This window comes from Phenylobacterium sp., assembly GCF_019636135.1.
Lineage (GTDB): Bacteria > Pseudomonadota > Alphaproteobacteria > Caulobacterales > Caulobacteraceae > Phenylobacterium.
In genome coordinates this window covers 14,370-28,567 of the sequence record NZ_JAHBYD010000043.1, presented here as the reverse complement: position 1 = coordinate 28,567, position 14,198 = coordinate 14,370, and the positions used below count along the sequence as shown (strand labels likewise).

Annotated in this window: 15 protein-coding genes; 3 read left to right on the top strand and 12 right to left on the bottom strand. The window is 71.7% G+C overall.

Annotated features, from left to right (window positions below; genetic code table 11):
* Positions 1–22 precede the first annotated feature (22 nt).
* The 4 genes from KF737_RS21225 to KF737_RS21210 form a co-directional block, all read right to left on the bottom strand.
* Positions 23–1,102 carry an HlyD family secretion protein gene (locus KF737_RS21225; RefSeq protein WP_296460122.1) on the bottom strand — a complete coding sequence of 360 codons (1,080 nt, stop codon included), beginning with the start codon at positions 1,100–1,102 and terminating at the stop codon, positions 23–25.
* Positions 1,099–2,739 (bottom strand): MFS transporter, encoded by a 1,641-nt coding sequence (locus KF737_RS21220; RefSeq protein WP_296460119.1) that lies wholly within the window; start codon positions 2,737–2,739, stop codon positions 1,099–1,101. The genes KF737_RS21225 and KF737_RS21220 overlap by 4 nt, the downstream gene beginning before the upstream one ends.
* A 79-nt stretch (positions 2,740–2,818) precedes the next feature.
* Complete coding sequence (locus KF737_RS21215; protein ID WP_296460116.1) at positions 2,819–4,477, bottom strand: bifunctional diguanylate cyclase/phosphodiesterase; 1,659 nt, start codon at positions 4,475–4,477, stop codon at positions 2,819–2,821.
* Positions 4,478–4,516: 39 nt separating this feature from the next.
* Complete coding sequence (locus tag KF737_RS21210) at positions 4,517–5,128, bottom strand: GNAT family protein (RefSeq protein ID WP_296460113.1); 612 nt, start codon at positions 5,126–5,128, stop codon at positions 4,517–4,519.
* A gap of 186 nt (positions 5,129–5,314) precedes the next feature.
* Here KF737_RS21210 and KF737_RS21205 point away from each other — a divergent pair, with 186 nt between their 5' ends.
* From KF737_RS21205 to KF737_RS21195, 3 genes are read left to right on the top strand one after another with little or no spacing between them, the layout of a single operon-like run.
* A complete protein-coding gene (locus tag KF737_RS21205) occupies positions 5,315–6,544 on the top strand; it encodes an acyltransferase family protein (protein WP_296460110.1) in 1,230 nt (409 codons plus the stop codon).
* Positions 6,541–7,158 (top strand): hypothetical protein, encoded by a 618-nt coding sequence (locus KF737_RS21200; RefSeq protein WP_296460107.1) that lies wholly within the window; start codon positions 6,541–6,543, stop codon positions 7,156–7,158. Before KF737_RS21205 ends, KF737_RS21200 begins: the two co-directional genes overlap by 4 nt.
* A 5-nt stretch (positions 7,159–7,163) precedes the next feature.
* Positions 7,164–7,475 (top strand): transcriptional regulator, encoded by a 312-nt coding sequence (locus KF737_RS21195; RefSeq protein ID WP_296460104.1) that lies wholly within the window; start codon positions 7,164–7,166, stop codon positions 7,473–7,475.
* A gap of 228 nt (positions 7,476–7,703) precedes the next feature.
* Here KF737_RS21195 and KF737_RS21190 read toward each other — a convergent pair whose 3' ends face one another.
* From KF737_RS21190 to cyoE, 8 genes are all read right to left on the bottom strand, one after another.
* The gene (locus KF737_RS21190; protein WP_296460100.1) at positions 7,704–8,966 is read right to left on the bottom strand and encodes a pitrilysin family protein; all 1,263 of its coding nucleotides are present in this window, start codon (positions 8,964–8,966) and stop codon (positions 7,704–7,706) included.
* Positions 8,967–8,970: 4 nt separating this feature from the next.
* Positions 8,971–10,359 carry a threonine synthase gene (gene thrC / locus KF737_RS21185; protein WP_296460097.1) on the bottom strand — a complete coding sequence of 463 codons (1,389 nt, stop codon included), beginning with the start codon at positions 10,357–10,359 and terminating at the stop codon, positions 8,971–8,973.
* Positions 10,359–11,081 (bottom strand): SURF1 family protein, encoded by a 723-nt coding sequence (locus tag KF737_RS21180; protein ID WP_296460094.1) that lies wholly within the window; start codon positions 11,079–11,081, stop codon positions 10,359–10,361. The genes thrC and KF737_RS21180 overlap by 1 nt, the downstream gene beginning before the upstream one ends.
* A complete protein-coding gene (locus tag KF737_RS21175; protein ID WP_296460088.1) occupies positions 11,071–11,430 on the bottom strand; it encodes a DUF983 domain-containing protein in 360 nt (119 codons plus the stop codon). The genes KF737_RS21180 and KF737_RS21175 overlap by 11 nt, the downstream gene beginning before the upstream one ends.
* Before the next feature lie 13 nt (positions 11,431–11,443).
* Positions 11,444–12,313 carry a cytochrome c oxidase subunit 3 gene (locus KF737_RS21170; protein WP_296460087.1) on the bottom strand — a complete coding sequence of 290 codons (870 nt, stop codon included), beginning with the start codon at positions 12,311–12,313 and terminating at the stop codon, positions 11,444–11,446.
* A gap of 175 nt (positions 12,314–12,488) precedes the next feature.
* On the bottom strand, positions 12,489–13,100 hold the full coding sequence (locus tag KF737_RS21165) for a cytochrome c oxidase assembly protein (RefSeq protein WP_296460085.1): 612 nt from the start codon (positions 13,098–13,100) through the stop codon (positions 12,489–12,491).
* Positions 13,078–13,230 carry a hypothetical protein gene (locus KF737_RS21160; RefSeq protein WP_296460083.1) on the bottom strand — a complete coding sequence of 51 codons (153 nt, stop codon included), beginning with the start codon at positions 13,228–13,230 and terminating at the stop codon, positions 13,078–13,080. The genes KF737_RS21165 and KF737_RS21160 overlap by 23 nt, the downstream gene beginning before the upstream one ends.
* The gene (gene cyoE / locus KF737_RS21155; RefSeq protein ID WP_296460081.1) at positions 13,227–14,198 is read right to left on the bottom strand and encodes a heme o synthase; all 972 of its coding nucleotides are present in this window, start codon (positions 14,196–14,198) and stop codon (positions 13,227–13,229) included. The genes KF737_RS21160 and cyoE overlap by 4 nt, the downstream gene beginning before the upstream one ends.

Below are 14,198 nucleotides of genomic sequence, written 5' to 3'. Positions count from 1 at the left end.
GCGGCGAGGGCGGCGAGGCGCCTCAACGGTGGCTCCGCGTGTCGACCCGCGCCGTCACCGACATGCCCGGCCGCAGCCGCGCGGCCATCGGCTGGTCGGGGTCGATGGCGATGCGCACGCCGATCCGCTGCGGCACCTTCACGAAGTTGCCCGTCGCGTTGTCCGGCTTCAGCACCGCGAACTCCGAGCCGGCGGCCGGCGAGATCCGCTCGACGTAGCCATGCAGCTTCGCCCCGCCCAGCGCGTCCACCGTGAAGGTCACGGACTGGCCCACGGCCATCCGCGCCGTCTGCGCCTCCTTGAAGTTGGCGATCACCCAGCGGTCGCGCGGGATCAGCGACATGAGCTGCACCCCGTTGGTCACGTACTGGCCCAGCCGCACGCCCACCTCGCCGAGCTGCCCGGCCTCGGGCGCGCGGATCACGGTGTGCTCCAGGTCGACCTCGGCGGCGGCCAGCGCGGCGCGGGCCGACTGCACGTTGGCCTCCAGCCCGCCGCGGCCGACGTCCACCGTGCGGACGTCCTGGCGGGCGATCTCGTTGCCGGCCAGCGCCTGGCGCACCTGGGCCTCGGCCTGGCGCAGCGCCGCACGCGTCTGGTCCTGCTCGCGCACCGAGACCGAGCCGTCGCGCACCAGGTCGTCGACGCGGGCCATGTCGGCGCGGGCGCGCGCGAGCTGCGCGCGGGCGCTGGCGAGCGCGGCCGTCTGCCCCTCCAGGCCCGCCGACCGCGACGCCCGCGCCTGCTGGCTGTTGGCGAGGGCCGCCTCCGCGGCGGCCACGGCCGCCCTCGCCTGCGCGAGCCGCGCCTGGTAGCCACGGTCGTCGACGTCGGCCAGCACCTCGCCCGCGCTGACGGCCTGGTAGTCCTTCACCGCCACATAGGTGACGTAGCCGCTGACCTGCGGCGCGATCACGGTGGTGCGGCCGCGGACATAGGCGTTGTCCGTGGTCTCGCTCCCGCGGCCGAACGGCGTCAGGCCCCAGACGCTCAGCACCGCGACGACCGCGACGACCCCCGCGGCGACGGCGGCCACGACCACCAGGGGGCGCTGCTGCGACGGCCTCCAGGCCGGGCGCGGGGCGGCGTCGATCTCGGTCATGCAGCAGGCTCCGCGGCCGCCGCGCGCCGGCGGCGGATCGTGTTGAAGACGATGATGTAGGCCAGGTAGACGACCGTGAGTAGCGCCAGCACGGCCACGAACCGGAAGGTGTCGTTGAACGCCAGGATGTTGGCCTCGCGCCCCATCGCCTGGCCCAGCAGGCCGCCGCCCTGCGCGCCGCGCGCCAGCGGATCGACCACCGCGCCCGACAGCGACGAGGCCCCGGCCTGGATCCGCGCCGCCACCTGTGGGTCGAAGGCGTTGAGGCGCTCGGAGAGCGCGCCGGCGTGCGCCCGCGCCGCGATCGTCTGGTAGGTCCCCAGCAGCGCCGAGCCGGCCAGGCCGCCCAGGTTCTGGGTCACGCTGAACAGGACGACGAAGGTGACCAGATGGTCGCCGCCACGGCTCATCATCCGCAGGAAGCCGTAGACCATGCCCGGGCCGATGAAGAGCGTCGTGCCGAACCCGATCATGGCCTGGCTCAGATAGAGCTGCCCGGGCCGGGTCAGGTTGTTCGCATGGCTGTCGAGCCAGGCCGCCACGCCGATGATCGCCGCCGCCGCCAGCACCTGGTACGGCAGCCGCCGCTCCGAGAGCGTGAGGGCGGCCACGACCATGCCCAGCACCATCGCGGCCGCGACGATGGCGAACAGCGTCCGGAGCTGGTCGTTGTTGAGCCCGCCCGAGGTGAGCAGGCCCACCGAGCCGTAGGTCTGCTCGGCCAGCGCCACGCGCACCAGCACCGCCACGGCGGCGAACCGCGCCATGTCGAGCGTGCCGATCCAGCGCGTCTGCAGCAGAGGCCGGGCGCGGTAGTGCTCGATCATGGCCGCCGCCAGCAGCAGCGGGACCGCCGCCGCCAGCGCCCAGCCCAGCCACGGCGTATCGGTCCACCACAGCAGCCGCCCCAGGGACAGCACCCCGCACAGCAGCAGCATGCCGGGGATCGTCAGGCCGATGGTGAGCAGGTCCAGCCGCTCGAAGGCCGGGCCCCGGTCGCTCGGCGGGAGCCGCACGGCCGTCGTCGCCGCCAGCGCAGCGAGCGCCACGCCCAGCTCCATCAGGTGCAGGCCGCGCGCGTGGTCGGCGACCACGAGCTCCACCGGCACGATCCGGGCCAGCGCGGGCCCGACCTGGGTCAGGCTGATGCCGAAGATCAGCGCCAGCGGGCGCAGCCTGGCCGGAAACGCCTGCAGGAAGCCGTAGACGGTCAGCGTCGCCAGCCCCGCCGCCGCCATGCCGCTGGCGGCGCGCGTCAGCATGGCCGCGGCGAAGGTCGGCCAGGCCAGTTGCAGGGCCGCCGCCAGCGCATAGGCGACCAGCAGCACGGCGGTGACCTGCGGGATCCCGAACCGGGCGCGGGCCTTCACGAGACTGAGGTTCGCCGTGGCGTTGAAGGCGACGTAGATCGCGGGCAGCCATGCGAGCTGCGCGGCGTAGAGGCCGACCGCGCCCGCGAGGCTGGGCGCGTTGACCGTCACCAGCGCGTTGCCGAACGACGCCGTGACGCCCGTCAGGATCGCCATGCCGGCATAGGCCAGCCGCCGGCCGAGCGTGTGCTGCGGCGAGTACGGCGAGCCGGGGAACATCGGCCGTTCCTCGGGCGCGAACTCATAGGTCGTGCTGCCGGCGCTCAACGAACCCGTCCCCGCTCTCCGCTCCGTCGCCAACTCTAGGCGCGCGGCGTCACGGATCAATCATGCCACTGTTATGCGGCTAGCCGCGGGCCTTAACCGGGGCGGCGCCGTCGACGTAGCTTTCGTTGAGGTAGACCTCGGCCTCCTGGGCGCTGAGCGCCGGCGCGTAGCCGAAGCCCTGGCCGTAGTCGCAGCCCAGGCTGAGCAGGTGGCGCGCCATGCCGGCGTTCTCGACCCCCTCGGCCACCACCTCCATCGCCAGGTCCTGGCCCAGCTTCACCACCGACGAGACGATCTTCGCCGAGCCCTCGTTGGTGGCCATGGTGCGCACGAAGTAGCGGTCGATCTTCAGCGTGTCGAACGGCAGCCGCGTCAGGTAGCTCAGCGACGAGAAGCCGGTGCCGAAGTCGTCCAGCGCCAGGGCCGCGCCGGCCGAGCGCAGGGTCTTCAGGATCACCGCCGCGCGATCCGGGTCGCGCATGACGTCGCCCTCGGTGACCTCCAGCTTCAGCGCGCCGGGCGGCAGGCCGGTCTCGCGGCGGATCTGCTCGACGTCGGCCACCAGGTCGGGCCGGTCGATCTCGCCCGTGGAGAGGTTCACGGCCACGGTCAGCTCGCCCGCGGCGCGGTGGCGCTTGCGCCAGGTCGAGAGCTGCATCGAGGCCTCGCGCATCATCATCGCGCCGAGGTCGGCCATCAGGCCCATCTCGTCCAGCAGCGGCAGGAACTGCTCGGGCATCAGGAGGCCGCGGCGCGGGTGGCGCCAGCGCACCAGCGCCTCGAAGCCCGACAGCGCGCCCGTCGAGAGCCGCACGATCGGCTGGTAGAACGGCGTCAGTTCGCCCCGGCGCAGCGCGCCCTTGAGGTCGCCCTCCAGGGCCAGGCGCGACAGCCCGTCGGTCTCCAGGCCGCGGCCGTAGGCGGCGGCGCCGCCGCGGCCGTTGGACTTGGCGGCCTCCACCGCCAGCTCGGCGCGGCGCAGCAGTTCGGCCGCGTCGGGCGCGTCCTCGCCGCCGGTCGCCTCGACGGCGCCGATGGAGAGCGTGGGATGGATGTCGAAGCCGGCCACGCGGAGCGGCTGCTCCAGCGCGCGGCGCAGGCTCTCGGCGCCCGGCGAGACGCCCACGGGCGCGAGCGCGGCGAACTCGTCCTCGCCGATGCGGGCCAGCAGCGCGCCCGGCGGGAAGGCCGCGGCCAGGCGCGAGCCCAGCGCCGCCAGCACCAGGTCGGCGCGCTCGTGGCCCAGCGCCTCGTTCAGGCGGCGCAGGCGGTCGAGGTCGGCCACGATCAGCTCGTGCTGGCCGGGCGAGGCCAGGCGCTCGCGCGCCACGGTGATGAAGCTCTTGCGGTCGGCCAGCCCGGTCAGGTTGTCGCTGCCCGAGGCCGCGAACCTGACCTCGGCGGCGATGACGCCCGCGGCGCGCACGCCCTCTTCCAGCCAGACGCCGCGCCAGACGCAGGGTTCGCCGCCGCGCATGCGCAGCCGCACCGCCACTTCGCCGCCCGGCTCCTGGACGCGCAGGATGTCCTCCGCGATGGCGCGGTCCTGCGGCAGCGCCAGCGCGCGCAGGGCGGCGGACGAACAGTCGGGCGCGAGCGGGCCCAGGCCCAGGGCGCGCGTGGCGCCGGTCAGCCGCAGACGGTCCTTCTCCGGCTCCCAGACCCAGAGCGCGACTTCCGCCGCGCCCAGGGCCTCCAGAGTGGCCGTGGCGTCCCACATCCAACGGTCGTTGGCCATTCGGTCCTGAGTTCGAGCCCGTGTCCCGGACGCCGGTCCCTAGACCGACACCCCCTCGTCCGGGCCGTCCTGGCCCCGGTAGGGGTTCAGTCGGCCGAACAGCACATGGTCTCGCCAGCCGCCGTTAATTTTAAGATAAGCCTGAGCAAATCCTTCCTCGGCGAACCCGGCCTTCTTGAGAAGCGTACGCGACGGCGCGTTCTCCGGAATGCAGGCCGCCTCCAGCCGGTGCAACGCCAGCGTCCGGAAGGCGAAGTCGCACAAGGCCCTGACCGCCGCCAGCGTCAGCCCCTGGCGTGCATAGGCCTTGCCGCACCAGTAGCCGACCGACCCCATCTGCGCGACGCCACGTCGCACGTTGGACAGCGTGATCCCGCCGCTCAGCGCGTCGTCCGAGGCGCGGAACACGAAGAACGGATAGGCCACGCCGGCCTCGCGGTCGCGCGCATAGGCCAGCAGGCGGCGGCGGAACGCCGCGCGCGAAAGGTCGTCGGCCGGCCAGGTGGGCTCCCACGGCTGCAGGAACGCCCGGCTCGCCGCGCGCAGTTCGCGCCACTCGGCATAGTCCGAGGCCCGCGGCGGACGCAGCCACACGCCGTCGCCTTCGACGCGAAGGCCGCTCTCGGGCGCGATCCAGTCCAGCAGGGCCATGGAGGGCGAGCGTCGCGCAATTCGCGCCGGGGTCAAGGGGGCGGGACCATGTCGCACGCAAACTAGTTTACATCATAGACTAGTTGATGTACCGATCCTGTGACGACGGCTCCCAAGCCCCGTCGTTCGAGCAACCTCCGCCGGGCGCGGGACCGCCCGCGCCCGGCGCCTTTCGGAGACGGCCCCATGAGCGGAGACGGCGCGAGCCCGGCTTCCGAACGCCTGCACGGCCTGGACGCGGTGCGCGGCTACGCCCTGATGCTGGGCGTCGTGTTCCACGCGACCATGTCGTTCCTGCCCGGCCCGCAGGTCTGGGTGCTGAAGGACAGCTCATCCTCGGGCGCCCTCTCGGTGCTGTTCTTCGTCGCGCACATCTTCCGCATGACGACCTTCTTCCTGATCGCCGGGTTCTTCGCCCGCATGAGCTTCCACAAGAAGGGCGCGAAGGGCTTCATCCGCGACCGGGCCCTGCGCATCGCCCTGCCGCTGGTGATCTTCTGGCCGTTCGTGATCACGCTGATCGGGCTCGGCGCGGGCTATGCGATCTACGTCGCCACCGGGACCTTCCCGGCCAGGCCGCCGCCGTCGTCGCCCCCGCCGCCGTTCTTCTTCCCGCTGACCCACCTATGGTTCCTGTACGTGCTGATCTGGCTCTACACGGCGACCCTGACCGTGCGCGGGGTCGTGGCGAAGCTGGACGCGGCCGGCCGCTTCCGCGCCGGGGTGGACCGGATCGTCTCGGGCCTGCTCGAGAACCCCGCCGCGCCCGTGGCGCTGGCGCTGCCCGTGGCGGCCGTCCTCTATCTCACGCCGGACTGGCTGGCGTTCTTCGGCGTGCCGACGCCCGACATGAGCCTCATCCCGAACCCCGCCGCCGCCGTCGAGTTCGGCGTCGCCTTCAGCCTCGGCTGGCTGCTGCACCGCCAGACCGGGCTGCTGAACCAGATGCAGGCGCGCTGGCCCCTGAACCTGGCCGTCGCCGTGGCGCTCACCGCCGCGCTCGTGGTCCAGATGGGCGGCACGACCCCGCTCACGACGCCGGACAAGCCCGGCCTCATCAAGCTCTTCCACGCCGGCGCCTATGCGCTCGCGATCTGGACCTGGGCCTTCGCCGTGATCGGCATGGCGCTCCGGTTCCTGTCCGACCACAGCGCGGCGCGCCGCTACATCGCCGACTCGTCCTATTGGATCTACATCGTCCACCTGCCGCTGGTGATCTTCCTGCAGGCCTCGGTGTCGCGTCTCGATTGGCCCGCACTGGTCAAGTTCGGCGTCGTCCTCGGGGTCGGGTTCGCTCTGATGTTCGCAAGCTACGAGCTCCTCGTCCGCCACACCTTCCTGGGCCGCCTGTTGAACGGCCGCCGGGTCCCCTGGCGCACGCCCCGGCCCGCCGCCCGTCTGGAGACCGCCCGATGAGCCCGTCCGACTCCGCCCGCGACGACCTCGCCTTCCTCCGCGCGGTCGTGGAGTCGGGCGGCGACGACGCCCAGAGGCGCCTCGGGGAAGGCTACTTCGCCGCCGGCCTCTGCTACGGCGTCCAGATGCTCCTGCACCTGGGCCAGTATCTGAACCTCGTGCCGAGCGAGGGCCTCGTGGCCCTCGTCGTCGCGTTCGGCCCGACCGTGGTCTTCACCGGCCTGATGATCTGGCTGACCAAGCGGCGCCCGTCGAACGCCGACGCCAGCATGATCGGCCGCGCGCTGGGCGCGGTCTTCGCCGCCATCGGACTGGCGAACATCGCCCTGATCGCCATCATCGGCTCGCAGGCCCTGCGGCTGCACAACATCGAGATCTGGCTGATCTACCCGTGCGTCGTGCTCTCGTTGCAGGGCGCGGCCTGGATGATCGTCTATGCGCTGCGCCGCCGCGCGTGGACCGCCGTCGTGTCGGCGGGCTGGTTCGTGACCGGCGTCGTCATGGCGCTCAGCATCGGCCACCCGCTGGCCTACGTCCTCACGACGGGGCTCGGACTCTTCACGCTCATGGTCGCCCCCGGCGTCTACATGATGCGCCGGCCGCGGGAGTCGTAAGGCGCGTGGGGCCCCGCTTCGACATCGGCAGGATCGACGATGTCATCCACGGCCGCCTGCGGCTGGGGGTCATGGCCTATCTGGCCAATGCGGAGGTGGCCGACTTCAACGAGCTGAAGTCGGTGCTGGAGGTCACCCAGGGCAACCTCTCGGTCCAGTTGCGCAAGCTGGAGGAGGCCGGCTACGTGACCATCGAGAAGGGCTTCCTGGGCCGCAAACCCCGCACCCAGGTCCGCATCACGCCTGAGGGCCGCAAGGCCTTCGCCGCCTACCTCGACGCCCTGAGCCAGGTCATCGGTCAGAACCCGGCGGCCTAAGCCAAGTTGCGATGCCTGCCCGACAGGAGGTCTCCCTTCCTCCTCGATGGAGGAAGGGCCGGGGATGGTGGTGTGCGCAGGACGTCGATGGGCCAGCGCAAGAGGCGCCGGCGCCTCACGAGCTCGACCTGCGGGTTCAGTGACACACCACCACCCAACCCTCCTCCATCGAGGAGGAGGGCTTTCGATTGGGCGCCGCTTCCGTTGGAGTTCCTCGGCGACTCTGCTTTAGGCCGTCAGCGCTTCGTGGAAGACGTCGGCCGCGGCCAGCGCCGGCTTCGGGCCCAGGATCGCCACCGCCGCCTTCTTCGGCGCGAGGATCTTCGCCGTCAGCGCCGCCAGTTGCTCCGCCGTCACCGCGTCCACTTCCTCGGCCACGGCCACCGGGTCCAGCGTACGGCCGAACAGCAGCACCTGGCCGGCCGCCTGCTCGGCGCGGGCCAGGGCCGACTCGCGGCCCATGAACATCGCGCCCTTGAGCTGCGCCTTGGCGCGCGCCAGCTCGGCCGCGCCCACCGGCTCCGTGAGGCCGCGGATCTCGTCGACGGTCACCTGCGCCAGCTCCGCCGCGTCCTTGGCGTCGCAGCCGGCGAACACGCCCAGCGCGCCGGCGTCGGCGTAGGTCTCGGAATAGGCGTCGATGGCGTAGGCCAGGCCGCGCTTCTCCCGCGCCTCCTGGAACAGCCGCGAGGCCATGCCGCCGCCCAGGATCTCGGCCAGCAGGCGCAGCGCGAAGTAGTCCGGGTCCATCACGCCCACGGCCGGCAGCAGCAGCACGACGTTGGCCTGCTCCAGCCGCTTGGCGACCGTCCGCGTCCCGCCCACGAACGCCGCCGGCTCCGGATCGCCGACGCCCGGCGCGCCGGCGCCGCCGAAGTCGCGCTCGGCCAGCTTCAGCAACTCGTCCTCGTCCACCGCGCCCGCGGCGCTGACGATCAGGCTGCCGGGCGCGTAGAGCGCCGCGCGCCAGGCGCCCAGGGTCTCGGGCGTCGCGCCCTTGATCGACTTCGTCGTGCCCAGGATCGGCCGCCCCAGCGGCTGGCCGTCGAACGCCGCCGCCTGCGCCAGTTCGAACACCAGGTCGTCCGGCGTGTCGGCCGCCTCGGCGATCTCCTGGCCCACCACCTGCTTCTCGCGGGCGAGGTCGGCGGCGTCCATCGTCGGCCGCTGCACGAGGTCGGCGATCACCGCCGAGCCGAGGTCCAGCCCGCCCCTCAGCGCCCGCACCTGGAAGCTGGTGCGCTCGTAGCCGGTCGCGGCGTTGATGTGGCCGCCCTCGGCCTCGATCGCCTCGACGATGTCGCGCGCCGAGCGCCCGCCCGCGCCCTTGAACACCATGTGCTCCAGGAGGTGCGACCAGCCCGAGCGGCCGGCGTCCTCGAACCGCGCGCCGCGCCCGGCCACCACCGACAGCGCCACCGTCTGCCAGCCGGGCAGCGGGTCGCAGACGACGCGGACGCCGTTGCCGAGCGTATGGACCTTCGGCGTCAAACCCTCAGCCTTCCGCGAAGGCGCGGACGTAGGCCTTGATCGTGTCCGCTTCGGCCGGAAGGCGGTCGAACCGCTCCTTGCGGCCCGCCAGGTCCGCCGCGCCGCGCGGCGCCTGGGGCGTCACGCCCGAGGCCCTGGCCACGTCTTCCGGGAACTTCGCCGGGTGCGCCGTGGAGAGCACCACGGTCGGGCCGTCGAGCTTCACATGGCTCAGCGCCGCCACCGCGACCGCCGTGTGCGGGTCGATCAGCTCGCCGGTCTCGTTCAGCGTGGAGACGATGGTCTTCACCGTCTCGTCCTCGCCCACCGCGACGCCGGTGAAGGTCGCCTGCATGGCCGACAGCGCGCCCGGCGGGATGTCGATGACGCCGGCCTTGGCGAAGGCCTCGAACGCCCGGGCCGTCTCGGTCCCGTCGCGCTTCACGCCTTCGAAGTAGAGCCGCTCGAAGTTGGAGGCCGACTGGATGTCCATGGCCGGCGACAGCGTCGCCTGCACCGTGCCGCGCGAATAGCGGCCGTCGGCGAAGGCGCGGGCCAGGATGTCGTTCGAATTGGTGGCGACCACGATCCGCTTCACCGGCAGGCCCATCTGCAACGCCACGAAGCCCGCGAAGGCGTCGCCGAAGTTGCCCGACGGCACCACGAAGTTCACCGCCCGGTCCGGCGCGCCCAGCGCCGCCGCCGTCGTGAAGTAGTAGACCGCCTGCGCCGCGATCCGCGCGAAGTTGATCGAGTTCACCGCCGCGAGGTCCACCGCCTGGCGCAGCACCGGGTCCTGGAACGCGTCCTTCAGGATGGCCTGGCAGTCGTCGAACGTCCCCTGCACCGACACGCAGGCGATGTTGGCCTCGGGCGCCGTCGTCATGTAGCGCCGCTGGACCTCGCTGATCCGGCCCTCGGGGAACATGGCCACGACGCGCACGTTCTTGGCGCCGCGGAACGCCTCGACGGCCGCGCCGCCGGTGTCGCCGGACGTGGCGCAGAGGATCGTCTGCCGGCGCCGCTGCTGGCCCAGGAAGTGGTCGTAGAGCCGCGCCAGGATCTGCATCGCCACGTCCTTGAAGGCGAGGCTGGGGCCGTGGAACAGCTCGGCGATGAAGGTCTGCGGCCCGATCTGCGTCATCGGGACCACGGCCTTGTGGCTGAAGGTGGCGTAGGCCTCCTCGCACATGGCGGCGAGTTCGGCGGGCGCGATCTCGTCGCCCGCGAACCTGCCCAGCACGGCGGCGGCGACCTTCGCATAGGGCTGGCCGGCGAACGCGGCGAGTTCGGCCTTGGTGAACGTCGGCCACGCTTCGGGCACGTAGAGGCCGCCGTCGGGCGCGAGCCCGCCCAGCACCGCGTCGGTGAAGCCGACCGAGGGGGCCTGGCCGCGAGTGGAGACGTAGCGCATCAGGCCTTCCGCCGTTTCAGGAGGAGCGCGGCATAGACGCCGAGCAGGGCCGCGGCAAGGCCGTACCAGGTGAGCGCATACTCCAGGTGCCGGTTCGGGATGTCGGCCGGGATCGGCGCGGGGACCAGGGCCTTCCAGTCGGGGTTGCTGGAGGTCTCGGCCATCAGGGTGAGCGGCGCGGGAGCCGGCGCCTTCAGCGCCACGGCCATGGCGGCGATGTCGCGGGTGTACCAGCGCTGCGGCGTGTTCTGCGGCGAGAACAGGTTGCCGGCCTCGGGCCTGCGCAGGACGCCGAAGATCGCCACCGGCGCCGTCGCCGACGCATCGACCGGGGGCCGCGCCGAGATGGTGTCGGCCACGAAGCCGCGGTCCACCAGGATGGTCCCGAACCGCCCACCGATCACCCGGCAGGCCGAGATCAGCCGCGAGCCCGCCTGGCCGTCGCGCACCGAATAGAGTTCGAGGTAGGGCGCCGTCGAGAGCCCCGCGCACACCGCCTCGACGCGGGCGAAGTCGCCGTCGCTGCCGTTCGCGACGTGGTCCAGCACCGTGTCCAGCGCCTTGGGCTCGGCCGACTGCAACGCCGCGATCCGCGCCAGCAGGCCCTCCTTCCAATGCAGCCGCTGGACCTGCCAGGTCCCCAGCGCCACGAGGATGATGAAGGCGATCGCCGTGGCGACCGTCAGGCCCGCCGGAAAGCGACCCCGTGCCTCAGCGGTCATGGCGCGCTTCGGACGCCTTGTTCATGAATTGGGCGGCCAGCATCACGCCCTTCAGGGGGCGCATCAGGCCCAGCGACACGATGAGCGTCAGCGGGAGCCACAGGATCAGGTGCACCCAGATCGGCGGGTGGATGGTGAACTCGGTGATGAGGGCCGCGAAGCCGACCCCGAAGCCGGCGATCAGGATGATGAAGACCGCCGGGCCGTCGCCGGAGTCCGCCTTGGCGAAGTCGTAGCCGCAGACCTCGCAGGCCGGCGCCACCTTCAGGAAGCCGTCGAAGAGGAAGCCCTCCCCGCAGTTGGGACAGCGGCCGGCCAGTCCCGAAAGGAGCGGATTGGGCTTGCTCACACGAGTGGCCGCGCTAGTGCCCGGCCCCGCCGAAGATCACGTAGATGAACGCGAACAGGAAGAGCCACACCACGTCGACGAAGTGCCAGTACCAGGCCGCCGCCTCGAAGCCGAAGTGCTGCTTCGGCGAGAAGCCGGTGCCCATCAGGCGGGCCAGGCAGACGATCAGGAAGATCGTGCCGACCAGCACGTGGAAACCGTGGAAGCCGGTGGCCATGATGAACGACGAACCATAGAGGCCCGAGTTCTCCTTGCCCTCGCCAAAGAAGTAGTGGTGGCCGAAGATGTGGCTGTACTCGTAGGCCTGGATCGCCGTGAACAGGATGCCCAGCGCGACCGTCAGCGCGAGGCCCAGCTTGGCGCTCCTGCGGTCGCCCTGCTGCAGCGCGTGGTGCGCCCAGGTGACCGTCGTGCCCGAGAGCAGCAGGGTCAGGGTGTTGACCAGCGGCAACTGGAAGGCGGGAACCGTCTCGACGCCCGCGGGCGGGAAGTTCTTCCACGCCTCGGCCACCTCGCTGATCGGCGCCAGCGTGCGGTTGCCGTGGAACAGGGCCATCTCGAAGAAGATCCAGAACCAGGCGACGAAGAACATCACCTCCGAGGCGATGAACAGCACCATCCCGTAGCGCAGGCCGATCGACACCACCGGGGTGTGGTCGCCCTGGTTGGCTTCCTTCACCACGTCGGACCACCAGCCCACCATGGTGAAGAGGACGCCGGCGAGGCCGGCGAAGAACAGCCACGACGTATGCTGCGGCTGGCCGAACAGGCCCTTCATCCACATCACGCCGCCCATCGCCATGATCGTCGCCGCGGCCGAGCCGACCAGCGGCCAGGGGCTCGGATTGACCAGGTGGTAGTCGTGCTTCACGCCAGCGGCCATCGCGCTCTCAACCCCTTCGGAAATCCCCCGCGCGGGACAGAGTCGCGCGCAGTCCTAGTTGCGGGACGCTATAGCCCCGCCCCGAAGGGTTCGCCAAGGGGGAATGGGGCCGAAAAGCCCCGCTCGCGCGCCCGTGGCCTCACCGGCCGTCCTCCCCGGGCGACACCTCAGGGTCTCAGCCCTTCTTGTCGGTCTTCCTCGGCGCGGGCTCGTCCGGCCGGGCGGCGGTCCGGGAGGCCTTGGCGTCGACGGCCGGGAAGAAGGTGTAGCTGAGCGTCACCTCGGGCTTGCCCCTGGTGTTCAGGTCCTGGGCGTACTTCGGGTCGATGAAGTACAGCACCGGCATCTCGACGGTGGCCCGGGGCGCGATGGTCTGGTCGGAGAAGCAGAAGCATTCGAGCTTCTGGAAGTAGGGCCCCGCCTGCTCGGGCACGACGTTGTAGACCGCCCGCGCCGTGACCGGCTTGTCCGAATTGTTGGTCACCTTGAAGAAGGCGATCTTGGTCTCGCCGATCTTCGCGGTCTGCGCCGTCTGCACGGCGCTGAAGCTCCAGGGCAGGTCGCGCACGTTGGCGTCGAAGCGGATGGTCAGCGTCTTGTCGAGCACGTGGGCCGAGGCCTGCTCGGCGCGCCGGGTCGCCCCGTCGAAGCCGGTCACCTGGCAGAACAGCTTGTAGAGCGGCACCGCGGCGTAGGCCGCGCCGATCATCGCGAAGAACGTCGTCGCGCAGATGATGGCGACGCGCTTGTTGCGCGCCTGCTGGTCAGAGGGGCCGGTGGATGACATCGGAGCCCAGGTTCACGATGGTGACGGCGTAGACGAGGATCACGAACACCGCGAGGCCCAGGGCGATCGCGATGTTGCGGGCGCGGCGCGCCTTGCGGAAATCCTCGCCCTCGAGGTTCGGGTCGCTCATCGGAAGAGCTCCAGCGGCTTCAGCCCCGCGAGGTGCTCGCCCAGCAGGGTGGCGAACATCAGGGCGAGGTACAGGATCGAGAAGGCGAAGAGGTTGCGCGCGTCGCGGGCCCCGGCGCGCACGTCGTACAGGCCGTCGTCGTTGCGCGGATCGGCCGCCTCGCCCGCATGGCTGCGGAAGAGCCGCCAGGCCAGCAGCAGGAACACCAGGCCGCCCAGGCCCGAGACCGCGAGATAGGCCACGCCGCCCAGGCCGGTGAAGGCGGGCGCCACGCACACCGGGATGAGCAGCAGGCTGTAGATCAGGATCTGCGCGCGGGTGGACCGGGCGCCCTTCACCACCGGCATCATCGGCACGCCCGCCTTGGCGTAGTCGTCCGACGTGTAGAGCGACAGCGCCCAGAAGTGCGGCGGGGTCCACATGAAGATGATGGCGCAGAGCAGCCACGCGTTCAGCGGCGCCGTGCCCGTGGCGGCGGCCCAGCCGATCACCGGCGGCAGCGCGCCGGCCAGCCCGCCGATGACGATGTTCTGCGCCGTCCAGCGCTTCAGCCACATGGTGTAGACGACGGCGTAGAAGAGGATGGTGAAGGCGAGCAGCCCGGCGGCGAACCAGTTCACGCCCACGCCCATCAGCATCACCGACAGCAGCGACAGCACGATCCCCAGCGCCAGCGCATCGGCGCCCTGCACCCGGCCCGCCGGCACCGGCCGGCCGCGCGTGCGGCGCATGGCGGCGTCGATGTCGGCGTCGTACCACATGTTGAGCGCGCCGCTGGCGCCCGCGCCCACGGCGATGCAGAGGATCGCCACCGCGCCCAGGACGGGGTTCAGATGCTCGGGCGCGCAGACGAGGCCCGTGAGCGCCGTGAACACCACGAGCGACATCACCCGCGGCTTCAGGAGCTGCAGGAAGTCCTGCCAGCGCGCCGGGGCGCGAACGGAAGTCGGGGCCGTGGCCATGGCCAT

Coding starts and splice junctions, on each gene's coding strand:
- KF737_RS21180 (WP_296460094.1), bottom strand. CDS start 11,081: ATGACCGCTGAGGCACGGGGTCGCTTTCCGGCGGGCCTGACGGTCGCC.
- KF737_RS21200 (WP_296460107.1), top strand. CDS start 6,541: ATGAGCCCGTCCGACTCCGCCCGCGACGACCTCGCCTTCCTCCGCGCG.
- KF737_RS21210 (WP_296460113.1), bottom strand. CDS start 5,128: ATGGCCCTGCTGGACTGGATCGCGCCCGAGAGCGGCCTTCGCGTCGAA.
- KF737_RS21205 (WP_296460110.1), top strand. CDS start 5,315: ATGAGCGGAGACGGCGCGAGCCCGGCTTCCGAACGCCTGCACGGCCTG.
- KF737_RS21215 (WP_296460116.1), bottom strand. CDS start 4,477: ATGGCCAACGACCGTTGGATGTGGGACGCCACGGCCACTCTGGAGGCC.
- KF737_RS21165 (WP_296460085.1), bottom strand. CDS start 13,100: ATGTCATCCACCGGCCCCTCTGACCAGCAGGCGCGCAACAAGCGCGTC.
- KF737_RS21170 (WP_296460087.1), bottom strand. CDS start 12,313: ATGGCCGCTGGCGTGAAGCACGACTACCACCTGGTCAATCCGAGCCCC.
- cyoE (WP_296460081.1), bottom strand. CDS start 14,198: ATGGCCATGGCCACGGCCCCGACTTCCGTTCGCGCCCCGGCGCGCTGG.
- KF737_RS21160 (WP_296460083.1), bottom strand. CDS start 13,230: ATGAGCGACCCGAACCTCGAGGGCGAGGATTTCCGCAAGGCGCGCCGC.
- KF737_RS21225 (WP_296460122.1), bottom strand. CDS start 1,102: ATGACCGAGATCGACGCCGCCCCGCGCCCGGCCTGGAGGCCGTCGCAG.
- thrC (WP_296460097.1), bottom strand. CDS start 10,359: ATGCGCTACGTCTCCACTCGCGGCCAGGCCCCCTCGGTCGGCTTCACC.